The sequence below is a fragment of the Zoogloea sp. GW822-FHT05C07 genome, from assembly GCF_058800215.1.
Map to the genome: position 1 here is coordinate 2,794,263 of NZ_CM179510.1, position 23,480 is coordinate 2,817,742.

At 65.4% G+C, this 23,480-nt stretch carries 21 protein-coding genes; 11 read left to right on the forward strand and 10 right to left on the reverse strand.

Annotated features, from left to right (window positions below):
* Nucleotides 1–25 precede the first annotated feature (25 nt).
* From AC3QL2_RS13160 to gatC, 3 genes are all read right to left on the reverse strand, one after another.
* A complete protein-coding gene (locus tag AC3QL2_RS13160; protein ID WP_493230846.1) occupies nucleotides 26–547 on the reverse strand; it encodes a hypothetical protein in 522 nt (173 codons plus the stop codon).
* 11 nt (nucleotides 548–558) lie between these two features.
* Complete coding sequence (gene gatA, locus AC3QL2_RS13165; RefSeq protein ID WP_493230847.1) at nucleotides 559–2,013, reverse strand: Asp-tRNA(Asn)/Glu-tRNA(Gln) amidotransferase subunit GatA; 1,455 nt, start codon at nucleotides 2,011–2,013, stop codon at nucleotides 559–561.
* Between the two features lie 75 nt (nucleotides 2,014–2,088).
* Nucleotides 2,089–2,376, reverse strand: coding sequence for an Asp-tRNA(Asn)/Glu-tRNA(Gln) amidotransferase subunit GatC (gene gatC, locus AC3QL2_RS13170; protein ID WP_493230848.1), 288 nt, complete (start codon nucleotides 2,374–2,376; stop codon nucleotides 2,089–2,091).
* Nucleotides 2,377–2,486: 110 nt separating this feature from the next.
* On the opposite strand from gatC, the gene AC3QL2_RS13175 reads away from it, so the two are divergent.
* From AC3QL2_RS13175 to AC3QL2_RS13200, 6 genes are all read left to right on the forward strand, one after another.
* On the forward strand, nucleotides 2,487–3,530 hold the full coding sequence (locus AC3QL2_RS13175; RefSeq protein WP_493230849.1) for a rod shape-determining protein: 1,044 nt from the start codon (nucleotides 2,487–2,489) through the stop codon (nucleotides 3,528–3,530).
* Between the two features lie 171 nt (nucleotides 3,531–3,701).
* A complete protein-coding gene (gene mreC, locus AC3QL2_RS13180) occupies nucleotides 3,702–4,550 on the forward strand; it encodes a rod shape-determining protein MreC (protein ID WP_493240259.1) in 849 nt (282 codons plus the stop codon).
* 3 nt (nucleotides 4,551–4,553) lie between these two features.
* Complete coding sequence (gene mreD / locus AC3QL2_RS13185) at nucleotides 4,554–5,075, forward strand: rod shape-determining protein MreD (protein ID WP_493230851.1); 522 nt, start codon at nucleotides 4,554–4,556, stop codon at nucleotides 5,073–5,075.
* 14 nt (nucleotides 5,076–5,089) lie between these two features.
* Nucleotides 5,090–6,994 (forward strand): penicillin-binding protein 2, encoded by a 1,905-nt coding sequence (gene mrdA, locus AC3QL2_RS13190; protein WP_493230852.1) that lies wholly within the window; start codon nucleotides 5,090–5,092, stop codon nucleotides 6,992–6,994.
* Complete coding sequence (rodA, locus tag AC3QL2_RS13195) at nucleotides 6,987–8,129, forward strand: rod shape-determining protein RodA (RefSeq protein WP_493230853.1); 1,143 nt, start codon at nucleotides 6,987–6,989, stop codon at nucleotides 8,127–8,129. Before mrdA ends, rodA begins: the two co-directional genes overlap by 8 nt.
* Before the next feature lie 42 nt (nucleotides 8,130–8,171).
* Nucleotides 8,172–9,263: a septal ring lytic transglycosylase RlpA family protein gene (locus AC3QL2_RS13200; protein WP_493230854.1), complete on the forward strand. Its 1,092-nt coding sequence runs from the start codon at nucleotides 8,172–8,174 to the stop codon at nucleotides 9,261–9,263.
* Between the two features lie 430 nt (nucleotides 9,264–9,693).
* On the opposite strand, the gene AC3QL2_RS13205 is transcribed toward AC3QL2_RS13200, so the two are convergent.
* From AC3QL2_RS13205 to AC3QL2_RS13215, 3 genes are all read right to left on the reverse strand, one after another.
* Nucleotides 9,694–10,113 carry a hypothetical protein gene (locus AC3QL2_RS13205; RefSeq protein WP_493230855.1) on the reverse strand — a complete coding sequence of 140 codons (420 nt, stop codon included), beginning with the start codon at nucleotides 10,111–10,113 and terminating at the stop codon, nucleotides 9,694–9,696.
* 49 nt (nucleotides 10,114–10,162) lie between these two features.
* Nucleotides 10,163–13,558 carry a FecR domain-containing protein gene (locus AC3QL2_RS13210; RefSeq protein ID WP_493230856.1) on the reverse strand — a complete coding sequence of 1,132 codons (3,396 nt, stop codon included), beginning with the start codon at nucleotides 13,556–13,558 and terminating at the stop codon, nucleotides 10,163–10,165.
* A gap of 164 nt (nucleotides 13,559–13,722) precedes the next feature.
* Nucleotides 13,723–15,651, reverse strand: coding sequence for a CHASE2 domain-containing protein (locus AC3QL2_RS13215; RefSeq protein WP_493240260.1), 1,929 nt, complete (start codon nucleotides 15,649–15,651; stop codon nucleotides 13,723–13,725).
* Between the two features lie 111 nt (nucleotides 15,652–15,762).
* Between AC3QL2_RS13215 and AC3QL2_RS13220 the strand changes: the two genes are divergently transcribed.
* Both AC3QL2_RS13220 and AC3QL2_RS13225 read left to right on the forward strand, forming a co-directional pair.
* A complete protein-coding gene (locus AC3QL2_RS13220) occupies nucleotides 15,763–16,410 on the forward strand; it encodes a Crp/Fnr family transcriptional regulator (RefSeq protein WP_493231604.1) in 648 nt (215 codons plus the stop codon).
* A gap of 98 nt (nucleotides 16,411–16,508) precedes the next feature.
* Nucleotides 16,509–16,724, forward strand: a complete 216-nt coding sequence (locus AC3QL2_RS13225) for a hypothetical protein (protein WP_493230858.1) — start codon at nucleotides 16,509–16,511, stop codon at nucleotides 16,722–16,724.
* A gap of 242 nt (nucleotides 16,725–16,966) precedes the next feature.
* Here the strand turns inward: AC3QL2_RS13225 and AC3QL2_RS13230 are convergent, their stop codons facing one another.
* From AC3QL2_RS13230 to mnmG, 4 genes are read right to left on the reverse strand one after another with little or no spacing between them, the layout of a single operon-like run.
* Entirely contained in the window at nucleotides 16,967–17,836 is an 870-nt protein-coding gene (locus AC3QL2_RS13230; protein WP_493230859.1) for a ParB/RepB/Spo0J family partition protein, read from the reverse strand.
* A gap of 8 nt (nucleotides 17,837–17,844) precedes the next feature.
* The gene (locus AC3QL2_RS13235; protein ID WP_079434801.1) at nucleotides 17,845–18,615 is read right to left on the reverse strand and encodes a ParA family protein; all 771 of its coding nucleotides are present in this window, start codon (nucleotides 18,613–18,615) and stop codon (nucleotides 17,845–17,847) included.
* A gap of 2 nt (nucleotides 18,616–18,617) precedes the next feature.
* The gene (gene rsmG / locus AC3QL2_RS13240) at nucleotides 18,618–19,250 is read right to left on the reverse strand and encodes a 16S rRNA (guanine(527)-N(7))-methyltransferase RsmG (protein ID WP_493230860.1); all 633 of its coding nucleotides are present in this window, start codon (nucleotides 19,248–19,250) and stop codon (nucleotides 18,618–18,620) included.
* On the reverse strand, nucleotides 19,247–21,151 hold the full coding sequence (gene mnmG / locus AC3QL2_RS13245) for a tRNA uridine-5-carboxymethylaminomethyl(34) synthesis enzyme MnmG (protein WP_493230861.1): 1,905 nt from the start codon (nucleotides 21,149–21,151) through the stop codon (nucleotides 19,247–19,249). The genes rsmG and mnmG overlap by 4 nt, the downstream gene beginning before the upstream one ends.
* Nucleotides 21,152–21,512: 361 nt before the next feature.
* Here mnmG and AC3QL2_RS13250 point away from each other — a divergent pair, with 361 nt between their 5' ends.
* From AC3QL2_RS13250 to AC3QL2_RS13260, 3 genes are read left to right on the forward strand one after another with little or no spacing between them, the layout of a single operon-like run.
* Nucleotides 21,513–21,878: a response regulator gene (locus tag AC3QL2_RS13250; protein ID WP_374481559.1), complete on the forward strand. Its 366-nt coding sequence runs from the start codon at nucleotides 21,513–21,515 to the stop codon at nucleotides 21,876–21,878.
* 5 nt (nucleotides 21,879–21,883) lie between these two features.
* Complete coding sequence (locus AC3QL2_RS13255) at nucleotides 21,884–23,170, forward strand: methyl-accepting chemotaxis protein (protein ID WP_493230862.1); 1,287 nt, start codon at nucleotides 21,884–21,886, stop codon at nucleotides 23,168–23,170.
* Between the two features lie 15 nt (nucleotides 23,171–23,185).
* Complete coding sequence (locus AC3QL2_RS13260; RefSeq protein ID WP_493230863.1) at nucleotides 23,186–23,479, forward strand: STAS domain-containing protein; 294 nt, start codon at nucleotides 23,186–23,188, stop codon at nucleotides 23,477–23,479.
* Nucleotide 23,480: the final 1 nt, after the last annotated feature.

The window sequence follows — 23,480 nt, forward strand, 5'->3', positions numbered from 1 at the left end:
TTTGCTCTCTAGATTTCTTGGTCGTTCAGTCGCACTTGCCGGTGTTCTTGTCGATCAGCAGCGGCCACACGTAGTCGTGGGCGCTGGACGGGGAGCACATGCTGTAGCAGCCGGCGAAGGCGACGGTGATCTGCTCGCCCTGTTCCCACATCCGCACGCGGCAGTCGCGGGGGCCTTCCAGTTCGACGGACGGCAGGGCCTGGGTTTGATGGAAGTTGGCCAGGTCGTAGCGGCAGATGCCGTGCTTGGGCATCGTCAGTTCGACGTTGAGGGCCCGCACCTTGGATTCGGACACGTCCACGGTGGCCTTGCCCGAGCTGCCGGTTTCGTCGCGGAAGCGGCATTCGGTGGCGACCGTGAAGGTGCGCAGCGGCATCGGCTTGAGGCGGCCGGACGGGGCGGCCAGAACCTCGGACGGCTGCTGTTCGGCCGCCGGGGCCGACGGCGCCGTCGAGGGGCGCGGTGCGACCACGCTACAGCCGGCCAGCACGGCCACGGCCAGGCCGGCGGCGATGCGGACGGCGGAGGAGCGTGGCAGGGCGGTCATGATGCGTGCCTTCACAGGCCGGCCGGAGCCCGCGTGTGCCAGTCCGTGTGCTGCTGGTACTGGTGGGCAGTGTTCAGCAGGCTGGCCTCGCCGAAGTAGTTGCCGATCAGCTGCAGGCCCACCGGCAGGCCGCCGGCACCGAAACCGGCTGGGTGCGACAGGCCGGGTAGGCCGGCGAGGTTCACGGCGATGGTGTAGATGTCCGACAGGTACATCTGGACCGGGTCGTCGCTCTTTTCGCCGATGCCGAAGGCCACCGTCGGGCTGACCGGGCCGGCGATCACGTCGCACTGCTGGAAGGCGGCGGCGAAGTCGTTGGCGATCAGGCGGCGCAGCTTCTGGGCCTTGATGTAGTAGGCGTCGTAGTAGCCGTGGGACAGCACGTAGGTGCCGACCAGGATGCGCCGCTTGACCTCGCCGCCGAAGCCTTCGGCGCGGCTCTTGCAGTACATGTCGTTGAGGTCGCCGTAGTTGGCGGCGCGGTGGCCGTAGCGCACGCCGTCGAAGCGGGACAGGTTGGAACTGGCCTCGGCGGGGGCGATCACGTAGTAGGCGGGGATCGCCAGGCGGGCGTTGGGCAGGCTCACCTCGACGGTGGTGGCGCCGAGCTTGCGGTATTCGGCGATGGCGGCGTCGACGGCGGCGCGCACGTCATCGGACATGCCTTCGGCGAAGAATTCCTTCGGCAGGCCGATGCGCAGGCCGGCGAGGGGCTTGGCGAGGTCGCGGCCGAAGTCTTCGGCGCCCTGTTCGAGGCTGGTGGAGTCGCGCGGGTCGTGGCCGGCCATGGCGGACAGCAGCAGCGCGCAGTCTTCGGCGCTGTAGCCGAAGGCGCCGCCCTGATCGAGCGACGAGGCGTAGGCGATCATGCCGTAGCGGGACACGCGGCCGTAGGTCGGCTTGATGCCGGTGATGCCGCACAGGGATGCCGGCTGGCGGATCGATCCGCCGGTGTCGGTGCCGGTGGCGATCGGCACCATGCGCGCGGCGACCGCCGCGGCGGAACCGCCGGACGAGCCGCCGGGCACCTTGTCGGTGTTCCACGGGTTGCGGGTCGGGCCGAAGTGGGAGTTCTCGTTGGAGGAGCCCATCGCGAACTCGTCCATGTTGGTCTTGCCGACCATCACCGCGCCGGCCTGCTTGAGAAGGCTGACCACGTGGGCGTCGTACGGGCTGACGAAGTTGGACAGCATCTTCGAGCCGCAGGTGGTGAGCACGCCTTCGGTACAGAAGACGTCCTTGTGGGCCAGCGGGATGCCGGTCAGCGGGCCGGCCGTGCCGGCGGCCAGGCGCTCGTCGGCGGCCTTGGCGGCGGCCAGGGCGCCGTCCCGGTCGACGGTGACGAAGGCGTTGATGCGGGCATTGCCGGCTTCGATTCGGGAAAGGCTCTCGTTGGCGAGTTCGACGGCGGAAACCTTTTTGTCGCGGAGGGCCGCGGCGATGTCCTTGAGGCTGGATTCGATCATGGTGCGTGGGGCTGCGGTTTGAGCGGTGCTGGGGCGCCGGCCGGGCCGGCGGCGATCAGAGTCCGGTGGCGGGCCTTATTCGATGACCTTCGGCACCAGATACAGGCCGGCTTCGGTCTGAGGCGCGACGGCCTGGAAGGCGGCGCGGCGGTCGGCTTCGCTGACCGCGTCGTCGCGCAGGCGCTGGGCCAGTTCCTGGGGGTGGCTCATCGGCTCGACCCCGTCGGTGTCGACTGCTTGCATCTCCTCGATGAGGCCGAAAATTCCGTTCAGTTTGGCCTGCGTGGCCTCGGCGTCGCCGGCGGCGAGTTCGAGTCGGGCGAGCTTGGCGATATGGCGGACTTCGTCGAGGGAAAGAGACATGGCTATTTACAAAGTTGCTTAAACGACAAAGGTTTGTAGGTTATCATAAGCGATTCTTCGATTGCCCAATTCCCACCTCCAACCCCTACGGTTTCCGGGATTCTCCACCGATGTTTGGTTCTCTGCGCTCCTACTTTTCGAATGACCTCGCCATTGACCTTGGCACCGCGAACACGCTGATCTACGTCCGGGGAAAGGGCATCGTTCTCGATGAGCCGTCCGTGGTTGCGATCCGTACCGAAGGCGGGCCGAATGCCAAGAAAACCATCCTCGCCGTGGGGATGTCCGCCAAGCAGATGCTGGGCAAGACGCCGGGCAACATCACTGCCATCCGGCCGATGAAGGACGGCGTGATCGCCGACTTCACCGTCACCGAGCAGATGCTCAAGCAGTTCATCAAGAAGGTGCATGACACCCGCCTGTTCTCCCCCAGCCCGCGCATCATCATCTGCGTGCCCTGCGGGTCGACCCAGGTGGAGCGCCGGGCGATCCGCGAATCCGCCCTCGGCGCCGGTGCCAGCAATGTATACCTGATCGAGGAGCCGATGGCTGCGGCGATCGGTGCGGGCATGCCGGTGGCCGACGCAACCGGTTCGATGGTCGTCGATATCGGCGGCGGTACCACCGAAGTGGGTGTGATTTCTCTCGGCGGCATGGTCTATGCGGGTTCGATCCGCGTCGGTGGCGACAAGTTCGACGAGTCCATCGTCAATTACATCCGCCGCAACTACGGCATGCTGATCGGTGAGACCACCGCAGAATCGATCAAGAAGGGCATCGGCTCGGCCTTCCCGGGCTCCGAAGTGCAGGAAATGGAAGTCAAGGGCCGCAACCTGGCCGAAGGTATCCCGCGCGCCTTCACGATTTCCTCCAACGAGATTCTCGAAGCGCTCACCGAGCCGCTCAACCAGATCGTTTCCGCGGTCAAGATCGCCCTTGAGCAGACGCCGCCGGAACTGGGCGCCGACATCGCCGAGCGCGGCATGGTGCTGACGGGGGGCGGAGCGCTGCTGCGCGACCTCGACCGCCTGCTGATGGAAGAAACCGGTCTGCCGGTCATCGTCGCCGATGATCCGCTGACCTGTGTGGTGCGCGGTTCCGGCATGGCCCTCGAAAAGATGGACCAGCTCGGTTCCATCTTCACCAGCGAGTAAGCGTCGGCGACGATCGGGGCGCCCGCGGTGAACGCTTCGTTCACCTGCGTGTGCCGGCGACCCGGGCTGGTCCCGGGCGCGGTCGTTGCGTGATCGACAAGCGGACTGCCCATGGTCGGCCATTCGCCTCCTCCCTTTTTCAAACGCGGGCCTGCGCCGCTGGCCAAGCTCGTGTTCTTCGTGCTCGTCTCGCTGGGGCTGCTGATCAGCGACCTCAACCTGCGTTACCTGGACGCCTTCCGCCAGGGCTTGTCGGTGCTGGCCTATCCGATGCAGATGGCGGCGGCCACGCCGGCGGATTTCGTGCGCAACGCGTCGGACTACTTCGCGTCGCTGGTGCGCCTGCAGATCGAGAACAAGGAACTCAAGCGCCAGCAGTTGCAGGGCGCCGAGCGCCTGTTGCGCCTCGACCAGATCGAGCAGGAGAACCGCCACCTGCGTGAGTTGCTGGAGGTGCGCGCGCGCCAGAAGGTCGATTCGGTCGTGGCCGAGATCATGTACACCGCCAAGGACCCGTTCTCCCGCAAGGTGATCCTCGACAAAGGCACCCAGGCCGGCATCGTGGCCGGGCAGGCGGTGGTGGACAACGTCGGTGTGGTCGGCCAGATCACCCGGGTCTTCCCGATGCAGTCCGAACTGACGCTGCTGACCGACAAGGACCAGGCGATTCCGGTGATGATCGTCCGCAGCGGTTTGCGGGCGGTGCTGTTCGGTTCGGGCAACGGTCTGATGGAGTTGCGCTACCTGGCGGCCAATGCCGACGTGCAGCCCGGCGACAAGGTGGTGACCTCGGGCCTCGACGGGGTTTTCCAGTCGGGCTTGCCGGTGGCGACGGTGGCGCGCGTCGAGCGCGACCAGGCCCAGGCCTTCGCGCGCATTCCGTGCCTGCCGGCGGCCGGTGTCGAGCAGTTCAGCCACGTGCTGGTGCTCGGCCAGCGGGCCAACGTGCTGCCGCGGCCGCCCGAGCCGGAAGTCATCAACAAGGGCAAGGGGCGCAAGTCCCGCGCGGTGAAGGACTAGGCGATGCAACCGACCAACCGTTCGAGCCGAATCCTGCTGCCGGTGAAGATGTGGTTCGTCTACACCACGCTCTTCTTTGCGCTGTTCCTCAACTACATTCCCACCGGGCACCTGCCGGCGGTGCCGGACTTCGTGGCCTTGGTGCTGGCTTTCTGGTGCGTGCGCGAGCCGCTGAAGATTGGTATCGGCGCCGGTTTCGTGTTTGGCCTGCTGACCGACATCGGTGTCGGCGCGGCGCTGGGGCAGCATGCCTTCGCCTACGTGCTGCTGGCCTATGCGGCCAATGAGCTGGCCCGCCGGGTGATGTGGTTCACGCCGGTGGAGCAGGCCTTGCACGTGTTGCCCCTGTTGTTCCTGGCGCAGGTCGTGATGGTCATCGTGCGCCTGCTGGCGGGCGCCGAGTTCCCGGGTTGGTGGATGTTCTTCGGCAGCTTCGTCGGCGCGGCGCTGTGGATCCCGCTGCATTACGTGCTGCTGTTGCCCCAGTACCGGCCGGTCGAGCGGGACGAGAACCGGCCGATCTAGGGCTGGTCCATGCCATGAGCGGTATTCGTACTCCCGAACAGGAACTGGCCCGTTTCCGCAGCCGTCTGGCAGTGGCCGGCGTCGTGGCGGTGGTGTGCTTCGCGTTGCTGGCCGCGCGTTTCTTCTACCTGCAGGTGCTCCGCTACGACTACTACTCCACGCGGGCGGAGGACAACCGGATTTCCCTGGTGCCGGTGGTGCCGAACCGCGGGTTGATCCTGGATCGCAACGGCACGGTGCTGGCCCGCAACTACTCGGCCTACACGCTGGAGATCACGCCGTCCAAGGTGGCGGACCTGGATGCGACCATCGAGGCGCTCTCCAAGCTGGTGGACATCCAGCCGAAGGACCGCCGGCGCCTCAAGAAGCTGATGGACGAGAGCAAGAGCTTCGAGTCGCTGCCGATCCGCAACCGCCTGTCGGACGAGGAGGTGGCTCGCTTCGTTGCCCAGCGCTACCGTTTTCCGGGCGTCGAGCTGAAGGCCCGCCTGTTCCGCGATTACCCGATGGGTAACCTGGGTGCCCACCTGGTCGGCTACATCGGTCGCATCAACGACCGTGATCTGGAGCGCATCGAGGAGAACGACGATGCGGCCAACTACCGTGGCACCGACCACATGGGCAAGGCCGGCCTGGAAAAGAGCTATGAGCGGGAATTGCATGGCACGACCGGCTTCGAGGAGGTTGAGGTGGATTCCGGCGGCCGGGCGGTGCGGGCCTTGCGGCGGACCAATGCGACGCCGGGCAACAACCTGGTCCTGACCGTCGACCTCAAGCTGCAGGAGGTGGTCGAGAAGGCCTTCGGCAACCGGCGCGGCGCCCTGGTGGCCATCGAGCCAGGCACCGGCGGCATCCTGGCGTTGGTGTCGGTGCCGACCTTCGATCCCAACCTGTTCGTGGATGGCATTGGGGCCCAGGACTGGGATGAGCTGAACAACTCGCTCGATCATCCGCTGGTCAACCGGGCGCTCAACGGCGCCTACCCGCCGGGTTCGACCTTCAAGCCCTTCCTCGCCCTGGCCGCGTTGATGAGTGGCAAGCGCACGCCGGGCCAGGCAATCGCCGATCCGGGCTTCTACGATTTCGGTGGTCACCACTTCCGCGACGACAAGCCGGGTGGTCACGGCATGGTGGATATGTACCGCTCCATCGTGCAGTCCTGCGACACCTACTATTACCGCCTGGCCAACGACATGGGCATCGACCTGATCGCCTCGATCATGGGCCAGTTCGGTTTTGGCAGCCGCACCGGCATCGATATCGAAGGAGAGAGCACCGGCGTGCTGCCGTCGCCGGAGTGGAAGCGCAAGCGCTTCAAGCGGCCGGAGCAGCAGAAGTGGTTCGGCGGCGAGACGATCTCCATCGGTATTGGCCAGGGCTACAACGCCTACACGCCGCTGCAGTTGGCGCATGCCACCGCCACGCTGGCGGCGGGCGGCGTGATGTACAAGCCACACTTGGTCAAATACATCGAGAGCGCTAAGGATGGTGCCCGCCGCGCCATCGAGCCGGAGCCGATCAAAACCATCCCGATCAAGCCGGAGCATCTGGAGACGATCCGGCGAGCGATGATCGGTGTGAACAAGGAGGGTACCGGTGCACGGGCTTTCGCGGGCGCCCCCTATCTGTCGGCTGGCAAGACCGGTACGGCCCAGGTGTTCTCGCTGAAGGGCGGCAAGTACTCGGCGAAGATCAATGAGCGTCTGCGCGACCATGCGCTGTTCATCGCCTTCGCACCGGCCGACAAGCCAACCATCGCACTGGCGGTGCTGGTGGAGAACGGTGGCTTTGGCGGGCAGTCGGCAGCCCCGATCGCCCGCGCGGTGATGGACTACTACCTGCTCGGCAAGCTGCCGGCCGGGATGGCCGCTGAAGATCCTGCGGCGGAAGGTTCGACGGGGGATGCCGGCGGTGACTGACTTCCGTTTCAGCCTCCGTAAGTGGCTGGCGGGAGTCCTCTCGCCGCTTGATGGGCCGTTGGCCCTGATCGTGCTGGCGATCCTGAGCTTTTCCACGGTGGTCATGGTCAGTGCGTCGCCGGATCGCCTGGATACCCTCGCGATGAATATCGGGGTGGCTTTCGTAGTGATGTGGACCGCTGCGCGCATCCCGCCCCAGCGCATGATGAGCGTGGCCCTGCCGCTGTATGTGCTGGGCGTGCTGCTGCTGATCGGGGTAGCCTTGTTCGGCGATGTGTCGAAGGGCGCGCGGCGCTGGCTGAACATCGGCGTGGCGCGTATCCAGCCGTCCGAGCTGATGAAGATCGCGATGCCGCTGATGCTGGCCTGGTATTTCCAGAGCCGGGAAGGCATGTTGCGGGTGCGGGATTTCTTCGTGGCGGCGGCGCTGCTGCTGGTGCCGGTGGGCTTGATCGCCAAGCAGCCCGACCTTGGCACGGCGATCCTGGTGGCGGCGGCGGGCTTCTACGTGCTGTTCTTCGCCGGTCTGACCTGGCGTCTGATCCTGCCGGTGGCGCTGGTCGGCATCGTCGGCGTCGGTGCCATTGTGGCGATGGGCGACACCATCTGTCAGCCGGATGTGGTGTGGCCAGGCCTGCGGGACTACCAGAAACATCGGGTGTGCACGCTGCTCGATCCGACTTCAGACCCGCTCGGCAAGGGTTTCCACATCATCCAGTCCACCATCGCCATCGGTTCGGGGGGCGTGATGGGTAAGGGCTGGGGCAAGGGTACCCAGACGCACCTGGATTTTTTGCCTGAACGTCATACGGACTTCATCTTCGCGGTGCTCACCGAGGAATTTGGGCTTGCCGGCGCCCTGCTTCTTGCGGTACTTTATATCCTGTTGATCTTTCGCGGCCTTTTTATTGCCGCGGGTGCCCCGACCCTGTTCTCGCGCCTGCTTGCAGGCGCCCTTACGCTGATCTTCTTCACTTATGCGTTTGTGAACATGGGCATGGTGAGCGGAATCCTTCCGGTTGTTGGCGTTCCGCTGCCTTTCGTCAGTTACGGCGGCACTGCACTCGTTACCCTTTGTCTCGGCGTTGGGATGCTCATGAGCATACAGCGCCATCGGCGTCGGGTAGGCACCTGAACCCGCGCGCGCTGATGCGCGTGCCCGAACAGGAAGAGCGTCATGCCCCCTGTAGCGATATTTCGTCGCGCCTGCCTCGTGCTGGCGCCCTTCGGTAGCGCCCTGCTTCTGACTGGCTGTGCCGGTCTCCCGCCACAAGGTCCGGTGACGGCCGCCCCGGCTGCCGGGGTGCTGCATGCGCAGGCCCTGCAGGCGGGGCTCAGACCGGCTCAAGCGTCGTCCCTCGCGGGCGGCCGCCTGCGTTATGCGACGGGAGAAGATGCGTCGGCCCAGTCCGACGAAAATGGGGAACTGATCGCTCCGGTGTATGAAGGGGGCGACTACGCACTCGCCCGCGGTGCCGTGCTGGGGAACAGTGCCGGAGCCTTCCGTGAGAAGGGGACGGCCAGCTGGTACGGCAAGGCCCTGCAGGGGCGTCGTACGTCCAGTGGTGATCCCTACGACATGTATGCGTTGACCGGCGCCCACCCGACCTTGCCGATCCCCAGCTATGTGCGGGTGACCAATCTGGCCAACGGGCGTTCGGCGATCGTCCGCATCAATGATCGTGGCCCGGTTCATCCGGGGCGGATCATCGATCTGTCCTATGCGGCCGCCTACAAGCTCGGCTTTGCCGACCAGGGGCACGCCAACGTCGAACTTGCCCTGGTCCTGCCGGAAGGGGTGGCGATGGTCCAGCCACGTCGGCCGGTGCCGCCGCTGGCGCGCCGGAAGGCGGCGGTGCCTGCGGTCGTGCATGCGTCCCGTCCGCAGCCGGCCGTTGCGCCGGTAAGTGTGGCGGCGGTGGTTGTTCCTGCCCCGGCTGCGTCAAGGGTTGCGGCTGAGCCCGTGGCGGCGGCGGTAATGCCGCAGCTGGTGCAGAATCAGGGTTCTTCCGCTGCGCCGCGCCCGGAGCGCGAGGGTGTCTTCCTGCAGCTGGGGGCGTTTGCCTCGTCCGTCAATGCAGAGAACTTCAAGGGCTTCGTCGAGCACGAGCTCAAGTCGCTCAAGGAGTCCGTGTCGGTGCTGGCTTCCGAGGGCAAGTACCGGCTTCAACTAGGGCCATTCGCGTCTGCGCTGGAAGCGCGGGAGATGGCGGACCGCATTGCCACGACCTTGAAGTTGAAGCCGGTCGTCAAGGGGCGGGCCGAGTAAGTACCGGCCCGCTATTCCTGCGCCCAGTGACACCCTTCACATGGGAAGGGTGACTTTGCCGGCTTCATGTTTGGGGTGTTGCGCCTAAGCTTCGAAGCTGCGGGTCGAGTCAAGGCGTTGCCTGTGGCTCTTTCAATTCGGTGGCCCGTGTTTTCCGGACTTTGGAACCATGGCCCTACTTCATCGCAACCCTTCATTGCCTCTTGCCGTTGGTACTCCGTGCCCTAGCGATGCGCTCGGGGGTATAGAGATTTGCCAGGAGCTCAATCTGGAGGATATTCCGGACGAAATCGATCTGCTTGCGGTGCTCTGGGGGCACATCCGCAGTTATCACCTCCAGTTTCATCCAAGCCGTTCGCCCGGGCATTGAGTTGTCGTGGGCTTCCAAATGAAATGGGCCGCGTGCGCGGCCCATTTCATTGCGGCAGGATCAGTTCGGCGGGGTGCAGCCGGCCGGATACCAGACTTTGACAGGGACACCGCCGATCCAGACGATGTAGTAACCCTGGCAGGGCGTACTGTCCTTGGGCTTGGGGCCGTCGGAGCCCCCTTGGGCGTTGCCGCCTTCACACTCCGGAAGCGCAGCCTTCTTGGCCTTGGCCATGTCAGTTGCCAGCTTGGACATCACGCAGGCCTTGGCAGGCTTGCCCTTGGCGTCGAGCGGGATGATCTCCCCGTTCTTGCCAAAGACGACGGCGCCGGTGATGTCGGCAGGGGCCAGCACGCCCTTGGTGAATTGCCCCAGGTTGCTGGCGGCGAACGCCGGCGCCTGGATCAGTGCACTGCCCATCAGGCCAGCGGCGATCAGCGTGAGTTGCCGGAAAGTGCGTCGAGTCGGAAACAGCCTCATTCTTTAGGTTCTCCAGATGGTTTATACGGACGACCGGCAAGCTCCGCGCTCAGAAACGCAGGTTGCCCTGCAGCAGCGCGGTGCGCTGGGGATAGAACAGGGGGACCCGAGGGTCGCCGTTCAGGTCGGTATTCTGAAAGCGGAATTGACGATCGAATACATTGTATATGCCAAGAGACATGGTCAGGCGATTGCTCAACATGGGCAGCGAGAAGCGCAGGTTGGTGACCGAGAATTTCGATTGGGCGCGGGTTTCGCTCCCCGCGCTGGACAGCAGCGCGGCATGCTGGTCAACGGTCCAATGCTCGAGCAGGGTGTCGGCAGGGCCGGTCTTGATCCACAGCCGGGCCGGAATCAGATCGGTGCGGACCTTGTAGGGATGGAAGCTGTCGCGCAGGGCCGTGTCGTCTGGGGCCGTGATTTCTTCGTGGCGCCATTCGAGGCTGAACGCCAGCTTCTGGCCGAGAGGCAGGGTGAGATGTGCGCGATGGAGCTGCTCTTTCCAGGCCTCCAGGTCGTTGGTGCTGCTGAGGCCCGGCATCGGTACGTCCATATGGCGGGCGGAGGCTTCCAGCCCGGCGTTGATGCCATTGCCGAAGCGTTGCTCGACACCCACGGCGGCGCGCCGCCAGCGGGTGCCGTTGGTGTCGTCGAACACCTGGTTGAAGCCGGCAAACTGCGTGGGGGCAAGGCTTTCCCGATCGTACTTCGAGCCGGAAACGCCCTGGAAGAACGCACCGCGCAGGGTGGTGCCGCTGTGCAGGCGGGCAACGACCCCGAACTTGCCGTTGATGCGTTCGCCCTTGGTGTTGTTGAGTTCGTCAAGACGGACGTACTCGGCGCCACCATGTAGGATGACGACCTGGTTGAGCCTCCATTGACCATAGCTGAACACGGTGTCCCGGTCGCTCCGGAGTTGCGTGGTCGGGAGCGTATAGGTGCCCAGGATCATGTCGGGGGCTGCACTGGGGGCGAAGGACAGATTGATGTCGCGGGTGCCGGACAGGCGGAAGGCTGTGGCGCCGGTGGCGACGCTGCCCCAGTCCCGTTGCAGCGAATACAGGGCCGACATGGCCTTGCTGTGCTGCCCCAGCGTTGCATCGATGTTGTTGTCGAGCCCACTGCTCTGGAAGAGATCCTCGACGCGCTCACGAATACGCTGGGTATTGGCTTCGGCGATGAGTTCCTCGCCGTTGCCGAAGGTATGGCGTACGCCGATGCGCTGCAGGTCGTTGATGATGCGATGGTCGGTATTGATCGGGCCATCGAACAGGGACTTGTCGATATCGCCGCCGTTGCGCTCGCTGTGGCGGATCTCTCCCAGGACCATGGTGTCGGGCGTCAGAGCGAACTGGGCATTGACGCGGCCACCGCTGAGATGGGTGTCGGTCATGCGTTCGTCGAGGCCGCGGCCTCGGTAGTCGAAGGCGCCGACGGAGATTTGCCCGCGCTCCCAGGAGTGAGAGGCAACCAGACTGCCGGACTGGGTTTCCCGGGTTCCTGCCGCCAGCGTGGCGGCGAAGCGGTCCGGCTTGCGGTCGAAGAAGGAGGTGGCTTCTTCGGGCGATGCGGCGCGCGGTCCGTCGAGGGTGGGCAGCGGGGGCATCACGAACTGGGGCGGCAGGGGCCACTGGCCGATGGGCTGACGCAACTGGGCTTGCAGCAATTCACCCAGTCGGGCCGTCTCGAAGCGCGGGGTTTCCGCATAGGCATCCGCTAGCAGGCGATGGGCCGATGCGCTCTGCACGTCATCCTCGATCGCGTTCATGGCGGTCGCCTGGGCCGCAGCGGCAAAGCCCACCTGCTGATAGGCGGCACCGAGACTGGCTGTGCGGGCGGCCCGGTCCTGGTCGAGCAATTCGCTGGAGCGCATCACGCTGCGGTTGTCGTTGCGGGCCAGGGCCTCTTCGCCGCTGTTGATGGCGGCCAGCGGTTCACGTTGGAGCAGCTTCAGGAAGGCGTCGAAGTACCAGGGCGTCGGCGAGGCTGGATCGAGGCGGCGGGCCAGGTCGAACTGGGCGCCGGCGACCTTGTTGCGTGCTTCCTCGAGATAGGCACGGCCCAGGTAACTGCGGAGCTCGGCATTGCTGGGATCGAGCAGGGCGGCAATTTCGACTTCGCGGCGGCCGCCTTCGGTGTCGCCCAGGCGCATCAGCGCCAGCCCGAGCCCGAAATGCGTCAGGGGATCACTGTCGTCATGCTCGAGTGCCGTCACGAAATCGGCCCGGGCATCCGCGGTTTCGCCGCGCAGCAGGCGCGCGAAGGCTGCCAGCCCACGGGCCCGGCAGGTATCGGGATCGAGGGCCAGGACACGCCGGGCTGCGTCGTCACCGGCGGTGGCATGGCCGAGGCTCAGCTCGAGCTCGGTTCGGCGCGCCCACGCCACAGGATCGTTGGGGGCCAGCACGGTGGCGCGCTCGGCGGCGGCCAGGGCTTGCGGCAGGCGCCGGGTGGCCTGCAGTGCATAGCTGAGGGCCAGCTGGGCGGAAACGGAAGTCTCGTCGAGGGCCAGGGCCTGTCGAGCGGTGGCTTCCGCCTCGGTGTTTTCGTTGCGGCTGACGTGCACGATGGACTGGACTGCCGCCAGTGCCGCGTGCTTGTCCTGGGCGCGGGAGGCAAGCAGGCCCTGGGCTTCGTCGACCTTGCCGAGGCCGAGGAGGATGCCCGCTTTCAGGGCTGCCACCGCGGGCGTCGACACGGGAGTGTCTCCAAGGGTGTCGAGGGCGGCCAGGAAATGCCCGCGATCGGCCTCGCGCTGGGCCGCTTCGAGCTTTTGCCGCAGTGCCGCCGGCTGGTTGGCGAGCGCGTTGCTGTCGAGGCGTGCGACCTGTGGGTAATGGATGGCCCAGGCGACGGCATCCAGCGGCCGGACCGCGATGCTGCCGGGGGCGCTGCCGGCATGGGCCTCGATGGCATCTCCGGGCCCGAGGACCTTTTCGCCAGCGGCATTGCCGGTGCGGACCCGGCCTTCGGCGACCACCACCTGGGCGTCCTTGTCACTGCTGGCGACGGTGAATTCGGTGCCGTCCACCATTGCATTGACGAACGGCGTGATGACGCCGAAACGCTTGCTGAAACGGCTGATGACATGAACGATGCCCTTGCTCAGGCCCAGTTCCCCGCTGTCGGCTGTCGGCGGCAGCGTCAGAGTGGTGTTCTGGTCCAGGCGTACCAGGACGTTCTGGCTCAGCACCACGGCGGCGCGGCCGGGGCCGCGCACCGCAAGCTGGTCGCCGGGGCACAGGGGCTGATGCGGCGTTGCGGCCTGCCAGTTGCCGCTCCCGCCACTACGGAATTCAACCCGTCCCTCCAGTGCCGTCAGCGTGCCGGCCTTCGGTTCGCAGGCCGCACCCGCTTCGAGCGCCGCGAGGGCGCAGGCGATAGCCAGGGCAAGCTGCTGTGGATGTAGCGAAAAAGTGCGCTGGGTGGAGGAGGTTGGCCCCATTTCAACTGTACCGGATCGAATTTGTGGCGCCTTTGGCAAGGCATGTGCAGGCGCAATATTAACCGCAAATCCCTGCAGAATGCGTATCTGCTGAATGTTTAAGTCTTTGTCTTATTTGAATAAATGCAGTTTGTATCAATTTTTTCCTGTTCCTTGGCTGCACTCTATTTGCTGGTCATGACAATGTGGCCATCCCCATCGGGAACTGGAACGCCAGCCAGGCGGTCACGGCAGCGCTGCAGGTAGAAGCGCGTCGGGCCGTCCTGCGGCAGGTGTTCCTGCACCTGCTGCAGGTGGACCAGGGCGGCTTCTGGTACGTCGGTGGCGTAGGCGTTGCGGGCGGTTTCGAAGGCAAGGGCAAGCTCCGGCTGGAGCGGAGCGGCCAGTATTTCGTGGAGTTCGAGCGGTGCCCGCTTGCCGACCAGGGCGAAGGCGCCGAGGGCACGGGCATAGCCATGCTCACCGCTGTCGCTGCCTTGGGCGACGACTGCGGCGGACGCCAGGATCCGTGTACCCAGTGGCTTGTTCCCGCCCTGGATGCGGCTCGATGTGTTAACGATGTCGCCGACCACCCGCAGTTCGCGGTGCTGATCGCTACCGACTTCCCCGAGGACGACCGGGCCATAGTGGAGGCCGAAGCGGGTCTTCAGGGCGCCCGGCGTGGTGGCGACGTTCAATTGCTGATGCAAGGCCAGCGCCGCGGCCCGGGCCCGGTTGCAGGCGTCTGCGGCGGAGTCGTCGGCAAGCCACAGGCACATCGCCGAATCGCCGACAATGTCCATGATATGGCCGCCGTGTGCCTCGACGAGTGGGTTGAAGATCGCGAAATAGCGGTTGAGAGCTTCGAGGGTGGCTTCCGGGCTGAGGCTCTCGGACAGGCTGGTGTAGGACTCGATATCGCTGCACAGGCACACGCCATGGACCATGCGGCCGCCGTCGTGTCCCTGCAGCAGTTGGGCGAGCTTGGCGTTGCCTTGGCGGCTGAGGCCCCGGTCGAGGGCCTTGACGAGTTGGTCCTCCCGTTTGCGCGCGGCGCGCATGTGCAGCGCGAAGCCGCCGGCCGTGGCGAGCAAGGGGGCGATTGCGGCGGGCAGGATGACCGGCAGCCACAGATGAGCCCAGGTAAAGCTCGCATAGGCGATGGCCAGCCAGCCGAGGGCGAGAGCCACGGTGAGGGTCAGGGCCTGCCGGGTGCTGGTCAGGCGCCAGCAGAGGGCGAGAAGCAGGCCCCAGGCGAGCATGCCCGCCGCTGCTGCGCCCGGCTGCGGGCGCTCCAGGCTGGAGTCTTCGAGCAGGTTGCCGAGCGCGGTGGCGCACAGTTCGACGCCGCTGACGTCGAGGCCGTCCGGTGTGCTGTAGGGGGTCCGGAACATGTCGGCCTGGCGCGACTGGTTGAACTCGGAAAAGCCGATCAGGACCGCCTTGCCGCGGAATGCGGCGTCTCCGGCGGCGGGGTCGGCGACCAGTTCGAGGGCGGCGGAGTAGGGGATGGTGCGAATGCTGCCGATCGGGCCGTAGAGATTGAGGATGTGGCGCTGCCCAGGCTGCTGGGCCTCGAGCGCTTGCCCCATGCGGCGGGCCATCAGCAGGGGGAGGGACGGCCGGTCGCCGACGCTGGGCACGGTGCCCCAGAATTCGATGACGCCGTCAGGGGTTTTCGGCATGATGAAGGGGCCGTTGGCCCAGGCCGCATCGCGCAGCATGGGCTGGGCCTGGGTCAGGTGGTCCATGCTGGCCAGGACTTCGCCGCGGGGGCCGTTGATGGCCTCACGGCTCACGCCCTCGATGAGCGTCACGTTGCCGGCCTTGCGCAAGGCGGCGGCCAGTGCCTGGTCGTCGGCGGGTTCGCGCTCTCTTTCAAAGAGCACGTCGAAGCCGATGGCCTGTGCCCCGCGCTCGGCGAGACCGTTTACCAGGCGGGCATGGAGGATGCGAGGCCAGCGTTCGGGACGGGGAGACTGACCGAGGTCCCGGGCTGAGCGGGAATCGAGGGTTATAATCACCACCGATTCGGGCGCTGGACGAGGGCCGCGCAATGAATAGAGCAAATCGAGGCCTGCACCGTTCTCCAGCTCCTGGATTGGCGACAACATGATCATCGCCAGCACCAGCAGTGTGGTCAGAAGAAATCCGGCGAAGGTTTTGTCTGGAGGCAGCACGGGGCGGTGGTCAGGACTGTTCGGTCATAGGGGGGAACGTGGGTGATGTATCTTGAGCGGGTGGATTTGTTTGCTGGCCTGAATGAAACGCAGGTCAAGATGCTGAAGGAGCGTTCGCGCATACGCAGCTTTGCGGCCAATACCATCGTCGTGAACGAGGGTGACGAGGGCAGCAGTCTGTTCGTGGTGCAAAGCGGGTCGCTCAAGGCCTTTCTCACCGACAACAACGGGAGGGAAGTCACGCTGTCCCTCCTCGATCCGGGGGATTACTTCGGCGAGCTCGCGTTGCTCGACGATTCCCCCCGTTCCGCGTCGGTCATTGCGGTGACGCGGAGTGAAGTATTGCAGATTCCGCGCACGGCCTTCCTGGGACTGATCGAGTCCGATCCAACCTGCATGCAGATGGTGGTGCGCAACCTGGTGGCGCGGATCCGCCTGCTCACCGACAACGTCCGGGCGCTCGCGCTCGTCGATGTGTTCGGGCGGATCGCCCGGCTCTTCGAAACGATGGCCGTCGAGCGGGATGGCATCATGCTGATCGACCGCCGCCTGACCCAGCAGGACCTCGCCAACATGGTGGGCGCCTCGCGGGAAATGGTGAATCGCATTCTCCGCGACCTGGTTGCCGGTGGTTACATCGAGATCGAGCAGCAACGCATCATCCTGTGCAAGAAATTGCCCCAGAGCTGGTAAGGCATGGCGGATGTGGTTTGAGGGGTGAAAAACCCTTCTAATAGGAAGGAAATTTAACACGCCCGGACTACACTGGAAGCATCGACGGGAGGAATATCATGAGCTTCATCGATTCGCCCATCAGTCGTTGCGAAGCCGTCCGCGAGATGGTTTTGACTGACCAGACCCAGCGCCAGTGTGCCTTGGAGCACGGCTGCCCACCAGGCCGCGAGTGCCCGCTTGACACTTGTTTCGCCGAGATTTCCGGGGTGACGGAAGCAGCCACGCTGGAGCAACTCGCCGTTGCCGATGCGGCCCATGGGCGCAAGCCCTAAGCATACGATGGCCAATCGGACTCTCGGTACGCGCCAGAAACTGGTGTTCCGCAATCCGGACGGTGTCCGGAAGGGCGGGCCGCGGAATCCTTTGGTTGTTCCGGCGCTGCAGCGCAAGGCGGGGCCCCACGAGAAGTCGCCCGGGGTTAAGCGGCAGGAAGCCAGGCGTTCCCTGCTCAAGCAACTGCTGGGACAGGACAAGCCCTAGGGGCGGGTGAGCCCCGCCCGCGCAAGCGTTCCGCTTACTTCAGGTTCAGCTTCTCGAGCAGTCCGTCGAGCTGGTCCAGGCTGCCGAACTGGATCGTTACGGCACCAACCCCCTTCTTGTTGGCCTTGATCTTCACCGTTGCACCGATGCGGTCGGCGATGTCTTCCTGCAGGCGCAGGATGTCCCGGTCGGGCAGGGGGGGCGGCAGCTTGCTCTTGGGATTGAGCGCCTGGTGCACCAGGCGCTCGACGTCGCGCACCGACAGGCCCTTGGCGGCAATCAGGTTGGCCAGGCCGATCTGCGTGGCGCCGTCGAGGGGCAGCAGCGCGCGGGCGTGGCCCATGTCGATGTCACCAGCCATCAGCAGCTCCTGCACCGGCGGGGCTAGTTGCAGCAGGCGCAGCAGGTTGGAGGCGGCCGGGCGGGAGCGCCCGACGGCGTCGGCGGCCTGCTGGTGAGTCATGCCGAACTCGTCGATGAGGCGCTGGATGCCGGCGGCCTCTTCGAGGGGATTGAGGTCTTCCCGCTGGATGTTCTCGATGAGGGACATCGCCAGCGCGGCTTCGTCCGGGATCTCCCGTACCAGGCAGGGCACGGCGGACAGGCCGGCGATCTGCGCGGCGCGCCAGCGCCGTTCGCCGGCGATGATCTCGTAGCGCTTGGCGTCGAAGGCGCCACCGATCTGGCGCACCAGGATGGGCTGCATGACCCCCTGGGACTTGATGGAGGCGGCCAGCTCTTCCAGGGAGCCCGGGTCCATGCGCGTGCGCGGCTGGTACTTGCCGGGCTGCAGTTCGGAGGCGGGCAGGATCTGCAGTTCGCCCTCGGCCTTTTCCGGCTCGGCATTGCCGCCGAGGAGCGCGTCGAGACCGCGGCCGAGGCCTTTGAGTTTCGGAGATGCCATGGTGTCGGTTAGAGGGTTTTTACCCGCTGGATCAGTTCTTTGGCGAAGGCTAGGTAGGCCTGGGCGCCCTTGGCGCTGCGGTCGAACACCACGCCGGGCACGCCATGGCTGGGGGCCTCGGCGAGGCGCACGTTGCGCGGCACGACGGCCTTGAAGACCTTGTCGCCGAAGTGCGATTCGAGCTGGGCGGAGACCTGCTGCTGCAGCGTCACGCGGGGGTCGAACATCACTCGCAGCAGGCCGATGATGCCCAGCTCGCGGTTCAGGTTGGCATGCACCTTCTTGATCGAGTTGACCAGGTCGGAAAGGCCTTCCAGCGCGTAGTATTCGCACTGCATCGGGATGATGACGCCGTGGGCGGCGCACAGGCCGTTGAGGGTCAACAGCGACAGGGACGGCGGGCAGTCCACGAGGATGAAGTCGTATTCCTGGGCGTGCAGCGCGAGGGCGTCGCGCATGCGGTTCTCGCGCCGCTCCAGGCCGACCAGCTCGACTTCGGCGCCGGCCAGATCGCGGTTGGCGGGGATCACGTCGTACTTGCCGGCTTCCGAGCGCACGCGCGCCTCGGCGACGGTGCATAGGCCCACCAGCAGGTGATAGACCGATTTGCCGAGGGTGCGCTTGTCGATGCCGCTACCCATCGTCGCGTTGCCCTGGGGGTCCAGGTCGATCAGCAGTACGCGCTGCTTGGCGGCGGCCAGGCCGGCGGCGAGGTTGACGCAGGTGGTCGTCTTGCCGACTCCACCCTTTTGGTTGGCGATGCAGAAAATGCGGGCCATGCTCAGGTCCGTTTCACAATGATGAGATGGCGTTCGGCGTCGAGGCCGGGCACCTGGAGTTCTGCGCTGCGTTCCATGGCGAAGCCTTCCGGAATGCGGGCGATTTCGTCTTCAGGGTACACGCCCTTCATGGCCAGGATGCGTGTCTGCGGTCCGGCCAGGTGGGCTGTGAGATTCACGAAGTCGGCCAGGTCGGCGAAGGCGCGCGAAATGATGCCGTCGGGGGCATCCGGCGCATAGGCCGGTTGCCAGCTTTCGATGCGGGCGTGGTGGGCGCGGAAGTTGGCGAGCTTGAGCTCGATCCGCGCCTGGTTCTGGAAGGTGCTCTTCTTTTGAACCGTCTCGACCGAGTCCACCTGGAGGTCGGGCCGGCAGATCGCCAGCACCACGCCGGGCAGGCCACCGCCAGAGCCGACGTCCACCAGCCGCGAGATGCCGGCCAGCTGCGGCAGTACCGACAGGGAGTCGAGCAGGTGATGGGTGATGACCTGGGCCTCGTCGCGGATCGCGGTGAGGTTGTAGACCTTGTTCCACTTGATCAGTAGCTGGCCGAAGGCGAGCAGCTTCTCCGGAGCGTCGGCGGGCAGGTCGAGGCCGAGGGCGGCGATGCCCTGTTCGAGGGTACGGCGGCTCATGCTGATTTCTGCTCCTGTCCGCGGGCCAGTTCGCCGCGCTTCAGCCACACCAGCAGCAGGCTGATGGCCGCCGGCGTGACGCCCTGGATGCGGCTGGCCTGGCCGATGGTTTCCGGCTTGTGCTGGTTGAGGCGGCCCTGGACTTCCTTGGACAGGCCGCGCACGGTGCCGTAATCGAGGTCGGGCGGTAGGCGGGTGGCCTCGGCGTCGGCCTGGCGCGCCACTTCGTCGAGCTGGCGGTCGATGTAGCCCTGGTACTTGGCGGCGATTTCCAGCTGTTCGACGACCTGCGGGTCGGTTTCTGGTGCTTCCGGGGCGCTGGGCAGCGTCATCAGCGCCGCGTAGCTGACGCCGGGGCGGCGCAGCAGGTCGAAGAAGGAATATTCTCGTTCAATGGACTTGCCGAGCACAGCTTCGGCGGCTTCCGCCGGCACCTTGACGGGCGTCGCCCAGGTGGCGCGCAGGCGTGCCGTCTCGCGTTCGATGGCTTCGCGCTTGGTGCAGAAGGCGGCCCAGCGCGCGTCGTCCACCAGGCCCAGGCGGCGGCCGGTCTCGGTGAGGCGCAGGTCGGCGTTGTCCTCGCGCAGGGACAGGCGATATTCGGCGCGGGACGTGAACATCCGGTAGGGCTCGGAGACGCCGCGGGTGATCAGGTCGTCCACCAGCACGCCCAGGTAGGCTTCATCGCGGCGTGGGCACCAGGCTTCCTGGCCCTTCACCTGCAGCGCGGCGTTGATGCCGGCCAGCAGGCCCTGGGCGGCGGCTTCTTCGTAGCCGGTGGTGCCGTTGATCTGGCCGGCGAAGAACAGCCCGCCGATGGATTTGGTTTCCAGGCTGGACTTGAGGTTGCGCGGGTCGAAGTAGTCGTACTCGATGGCGTAGCCCGGGCGCAGGATGTGGCAGTTCTCGAGGCCCTTGATGGAGCGCACGATGTCCAACTGCACGTCGAAGGGCAGGCTGGTGGAGATCCCGTTGGGGTAGATCTCGTGGGTGTCGAGGCCTTCCGGCTCGAGGAAGACGTGGTGGCTGTCCTTGTCCGCGAAACGGTGGATCTTGTCCTCGATGCTCGGGCAGTAGCGCGGGCCGACCCCTTCGATCACGCCGGAATACATCGGCGAGCGGTCGAGGTTGGCGCGGATGATGTCGTGGGTGCGGCTGTTGGTGTTGGTGATCCAGCACGGCAGCTGGCGCGGGTGCTGGCTGGCCTTGCCGAGGAAGCTGAACACCGGCACCGGATCGTCACCGGGCTGCACCTCCATCACCGAGAAGTCGATGCTGCGCGCGTCGAGGCGCGGTGGCGTGCCGGTTTTCAGGCGGCCCTGGGGCAGCGCGAGTTCCTTCAGGCGCTGGCCGAGGCTGATCGCCGGTGGGTCACCAGCGCGACCGGCGGAGTAGTTCTGCAGGCCGACGTGGATCAAGCCGTTGAGGAAGGTGCCGGCAGTCAGTACGACAGTGGGCGCCTCGAAGCGCAGGCCGATCTGCGTAACCACGCCGGTGACCCGGTCGCCGGCGACGGTGATGTCATCCACGGCCTGCTGGAACAGCCACAGGTTGGGCTGGTTCTCCAGGCGCTTGCGGATTGCCGCCTTGTACAGCACCCGGTCGGCCTGGGCGCGGGTGGCGCGCACGGCCGGCCCCTTGCTGGCGTTGAGGATGCGGAACTGGATGCCGCCTTCGTCGGTGGCCGCCGCCATGGCGCCGCCGAGGGCGTCCACTTCCTTGACCAGATGGCCCTTGCCGATCCCGCCGATGGACGGGTTGCAGCTCATCTGGCCGAGGGTCTCGATGTTGTGGGTGAGCAACAGCGTGGCGCACCCGGCCCGTGCGGCTGCCAGTGCGGCCTCGGTGCCGGCATGGCCGCCGCCGACCACGATGACGTCGAAACGGGTGGGATGAAGCATGGGGAAACCGGGAATGGTGAAACGGGGGAGCCGCATGATACGACCTTGCGCCGCAAAAATACAGCCTCAGTACCTGGGGAGTGCCTGAAAAACAAAGGATTTACAACGGTTTACAGGTGATCTTTGGTGGCCTGAAGCGTGCTTCGCGTGCGTCACCAAAGAGGTATTGCCAATGGCGTTGGGGCCTGGGTGGGCAATAAATCAAATTTCCCCGAAGATTCTAAAGTTTGCACCCTGTCGTCCGTAGAACCATGCAATATACGGATGTCAGGATGCATTGCCCGGCTTGGGTTTGCACCCTCTCGTCTCACAAGTCTTGCTGCTTCGACACCCCGGGTATGCCGTTCCGGGAGGAGGAAAAATGAAAACAATCATGTTGGTCGATGATTCGGCCACCGTTCTGCTGTCCATTTCCGGAATTCTCACCAAGGCCGGCTTTCAGGTCGTCACCGCCAACAGCGCCGAGGACGGCCAGAAGAAGCTGGCGGCGGGCACCAAGCCCGACCTGCTGATCACCGACCTCAACATGCCCGGCATGAACGGCATCGAGTTCATCAAGGTGGTGCGCCAGAAGGCCGAGCTGCGCTTCATGCCGATCCTGTTCCTGACCACCGAATCCCAGCAGAGCAAGCGCGCCGAAGCCAAGGCCGCCGGCGCGTCGGGCTGGATCGTCAAGCCGGCGACGGCGGATACGCTGCTCAATACGATCAAGCTCGTCCTGCGCTGAACGTCATGCAGGCCATCCGCGAGAAATCCCGGCGCCGCCGTCTGCTCCTGTCCCTGCTGACCGCGGTGGGGGTGTTCGTTGTCGTGTATTTCGGCAACGACACCTATCACCGGGTCCTGCTGGATGGTGTCGGGCTCAGCCAGTCCCTGGTGGATGCCATTGGTGCGATTGCGGCTGTGCTGCTCAGCTTCGAGGCGCTCAGCATGCTGTCGGTCATGCGTTATCGGGATGCGCTGTACGGTGCGGAGCATGCGCTCGATAAGACCAAGGATAGCCTTGAGCACAAGACGGAGGTCGCTGCCGAGGTCAGCCGCTCCCTGGACCAGGTGCCCCATCTCAATGGCATCCTCGTCGGGCAGCTCAATGCCGTCACCGACCAGACCGAGGCTGCGGCATTGGGCATGGTCGAGCGTTTGCAGGCGGTGGATGCGGTGGTCCAGGATCTGGATCAGGTCGTGCAGGCCTTTTCGCAGGAATCCAACCAGATCGTCGAGGCTGCCAACACGCGGGCAGCCTCCAACCAGCAGACCCTCAGCGCGCTCCAGGATTACATCCATCGTCGCCTCGAAAACGTCGGCGAAGAGCAGGCGCATGTGATGGCGGCGCTCGAGGAGGCCAAGTCCCTGGCGCAGTTCGTCAATCTGGTCCGTGACATTTCCAGCCAGACCAACCTGCTGGCCCTCAATGCGGCCATCGAGGCGGCCCGGGCCGGTGAAGCGGGGCGCGGCTTCGCGGTGGTGGCGGACGAGGTGCGCAAGCTGGCCGGGCAGACCGACCAGGCCGTGCTGAAGATCAGCGAAGGCATCGATCGCGTCGTGCATACCATCCAGTCCAAGTTCAGCGCCCAGCTGGATCAGAGCATTTCGAATGCCGAGGAAGATGCACTGCGCACGGTGGCCGATCAGTTCCATGAGGTCAGCGACAGTTATACGCAGCTGCTCGACCATGAGAACCGGATCCTCCGCGTGTTCCGCGAATCGAGCCACCGGCTGGCCGAGATGTTCATGGAAACCATGGCCAGCGTGCAGTTTCAGGATGTCACCCGCCAGCAGATCGGCCACGTGATCGAGGCACTGGAGCGTCTCGACGAGCATGTCTTGAAACTGTCCGCCTGCTTGAACGGCACCGCCGCCATCAGCGACATTCCAGCGATGACCGAACAGATCGACCGCCTCTTCGAGAGCTATGTGATGGAGAGGGAGCGCGAAGAGCACGCCCGGCGCAGTGGCATCACTCTTTCTCGTTCTGCGTCGGCCTCGGCAGGCGATGGCCCGGCAGTCGAACTGTTTTAACCGTCAGAGGGCAGCATGAGTGTCATTCGTCAGGCTTTCGCCGAGGATTTCACGATCTATCGCGTCGCCGAGCTGAAGCCCGGCCTGCTCGGCCTGCTGGCTGAGGCCGAGCGCATCGAGCTGGATCTGTCCGGTGTAGAGCGCATGGATTCGGCGGGTTGCCAGTTGCTCATGCTGGTCAAGCGGGAAGCCAGCGCCTCCGGCAAGACGCTGGCGATCGTCGCCCACAGCCCAGCCGTGCAGTCGCTCATTGAGTTCTACAACCTTGCGGCCTGGTTCGGCGACCCGCTGGTCGTCTCCGCAGAATAAT

Excerpts from the sequence above, each read along its gene's own strand:
- AC3QL2_RS13235 (WP_079434801.1), bottom strand. The coding sequence starts at position 18,615 with ATGGCCCGCATTTTCTGCATCGCCAACCAAAAGGGTGGAGTCGGCAAG.
- AC3QL2_RS13210 (WP_493230856.1), bottom strand. The coding sequence starts at position 13,558 with ATGGGGCCAACCTCCTCCACCCAGCGCACTTTTTCGCTACATCCACAG.
- AC3QL2_RS13255 (WP_493230862.1), top strand. The coding sequence starts at position 21,884 with ATGCAGGCCATCCGCGAGAAATCCCGGCGCCGCCGTCTGCTCCTGTCC.
- gatC (WP_493230848.1), bottom strand. The coding sequence starts at position 2,376 with ATGTCTCTTTCCCTCGACGAAGTCCGCCATATCGCCAAGCTCGCCCGA.
- mreD (WP_493230851.1), top strand. The coding sequence starts at position 4,554 with ATGCAACCGACCAACCGTTCGAGCCGAATCCTGCTGCCGGTGAAGATG.
- AC3QL2_RS13205 (WP_493230855.1), bottom strand. The coding sequence starts at position 10,113 with ATGAGGCTGTTTCCGACTCGACGCACTTTCCGGCAACTCACGCTGATC.
- AC3QL2_RS13200 (WP_493230854.1), top strand. The coding sequence starts at position 8,172 with ATGCCCCCTGTAGCGATATTTCGTCGCGCCTGCCTCGTGCTGGCGCCC.
- rsmG (WP_493230860.1), bottom strand. The coding sequence starts at position 19,250 with ATGAGCCGCCGTACCCTCGAACAGGGCATCGCCGCCCTCGGCCTCGAC.
- AC3QL2_RS13220 (WP_493231604.1), top strand. The coding sequence starts at position 15,763 with ATGTATCTTGAGCGGGTGGATTTGTTTGCTGGCCTGAATGAAACGCAG.
- AC3QL2_RS13160 (WP_493230846.1), bottom strand. The coding sequence starts at position 547 with ATGACCGCCCTGCCACGCTCCTCCGCCGTCCGCATCGCCGCCGGCCTG.
- AC3QL2_RS13215 (WP_493240260.1), bottom strand. The coding sequence starts at position 15,651 with ATGTTGTCGCCAATCCAGGAGCTGGAGAACGGTGCAGGCCTCGATTTG.
- gatA (WP_493230847.1), bottom strand. The coding sequence starts at position 2,013 with ATGATCGAATCCAGCCTCAAGGACATCGCCGCGGCCCTCCGCGACAAA.
- AC3QL2_RS13250 (WP_374481559.1), top strand. The coding sequence starts at position 21,513 with ATGAAAACAATCATGTTGGTCGATGATTCGGCCACCGTTCTGCTGTCC.
- AC3QL2_RS13225 (WP_493230858.1), top strand. The coding sequence starts at position 16,509 with ATGAGCTTCATCGATTCGCCCATCAGTCGTTGCGAAGCCGTCCGCGAG.
- AC3QL2_RS13175 (WP_493230849.1), top strand. The coding sequence starts at position 2,487 with ATGTTTGGTTCTCTGCGCTCCTACTTTTCGAATGACCTCGCCATTGAC.
- mrdA (WP_493230852.1), top strand. The coding sequence starts at position 5,090 with ATGAGCGGTATTCGTACTCCCGAACAGGAACTGGCCCGTTTCCGCAGC.
- AC3QL2_RS13230 (WP_493230859.1), bottom strand. The coding sequence starts at position 17,836 with ATGGCATCTCCGAAACTCAAAGGCCTCGGCCGCGGTCTCGACGCGCTC.
- mnmG (WP_493230861.1), bottom strand. The coding sequence starts at position 21,151 with ATGCTTCATCCCACCCGTTTCGACGTCATCGTGGTCGGCGGCGGCCAT.
- AC3QL2_RS13260 (WP_493230863.1), top strand. The coding sequence starts at position 23,186 with ATGAGTGTCATTCGTCAGGCTTTCGCCGAGGATTTCACGATCTATCGC.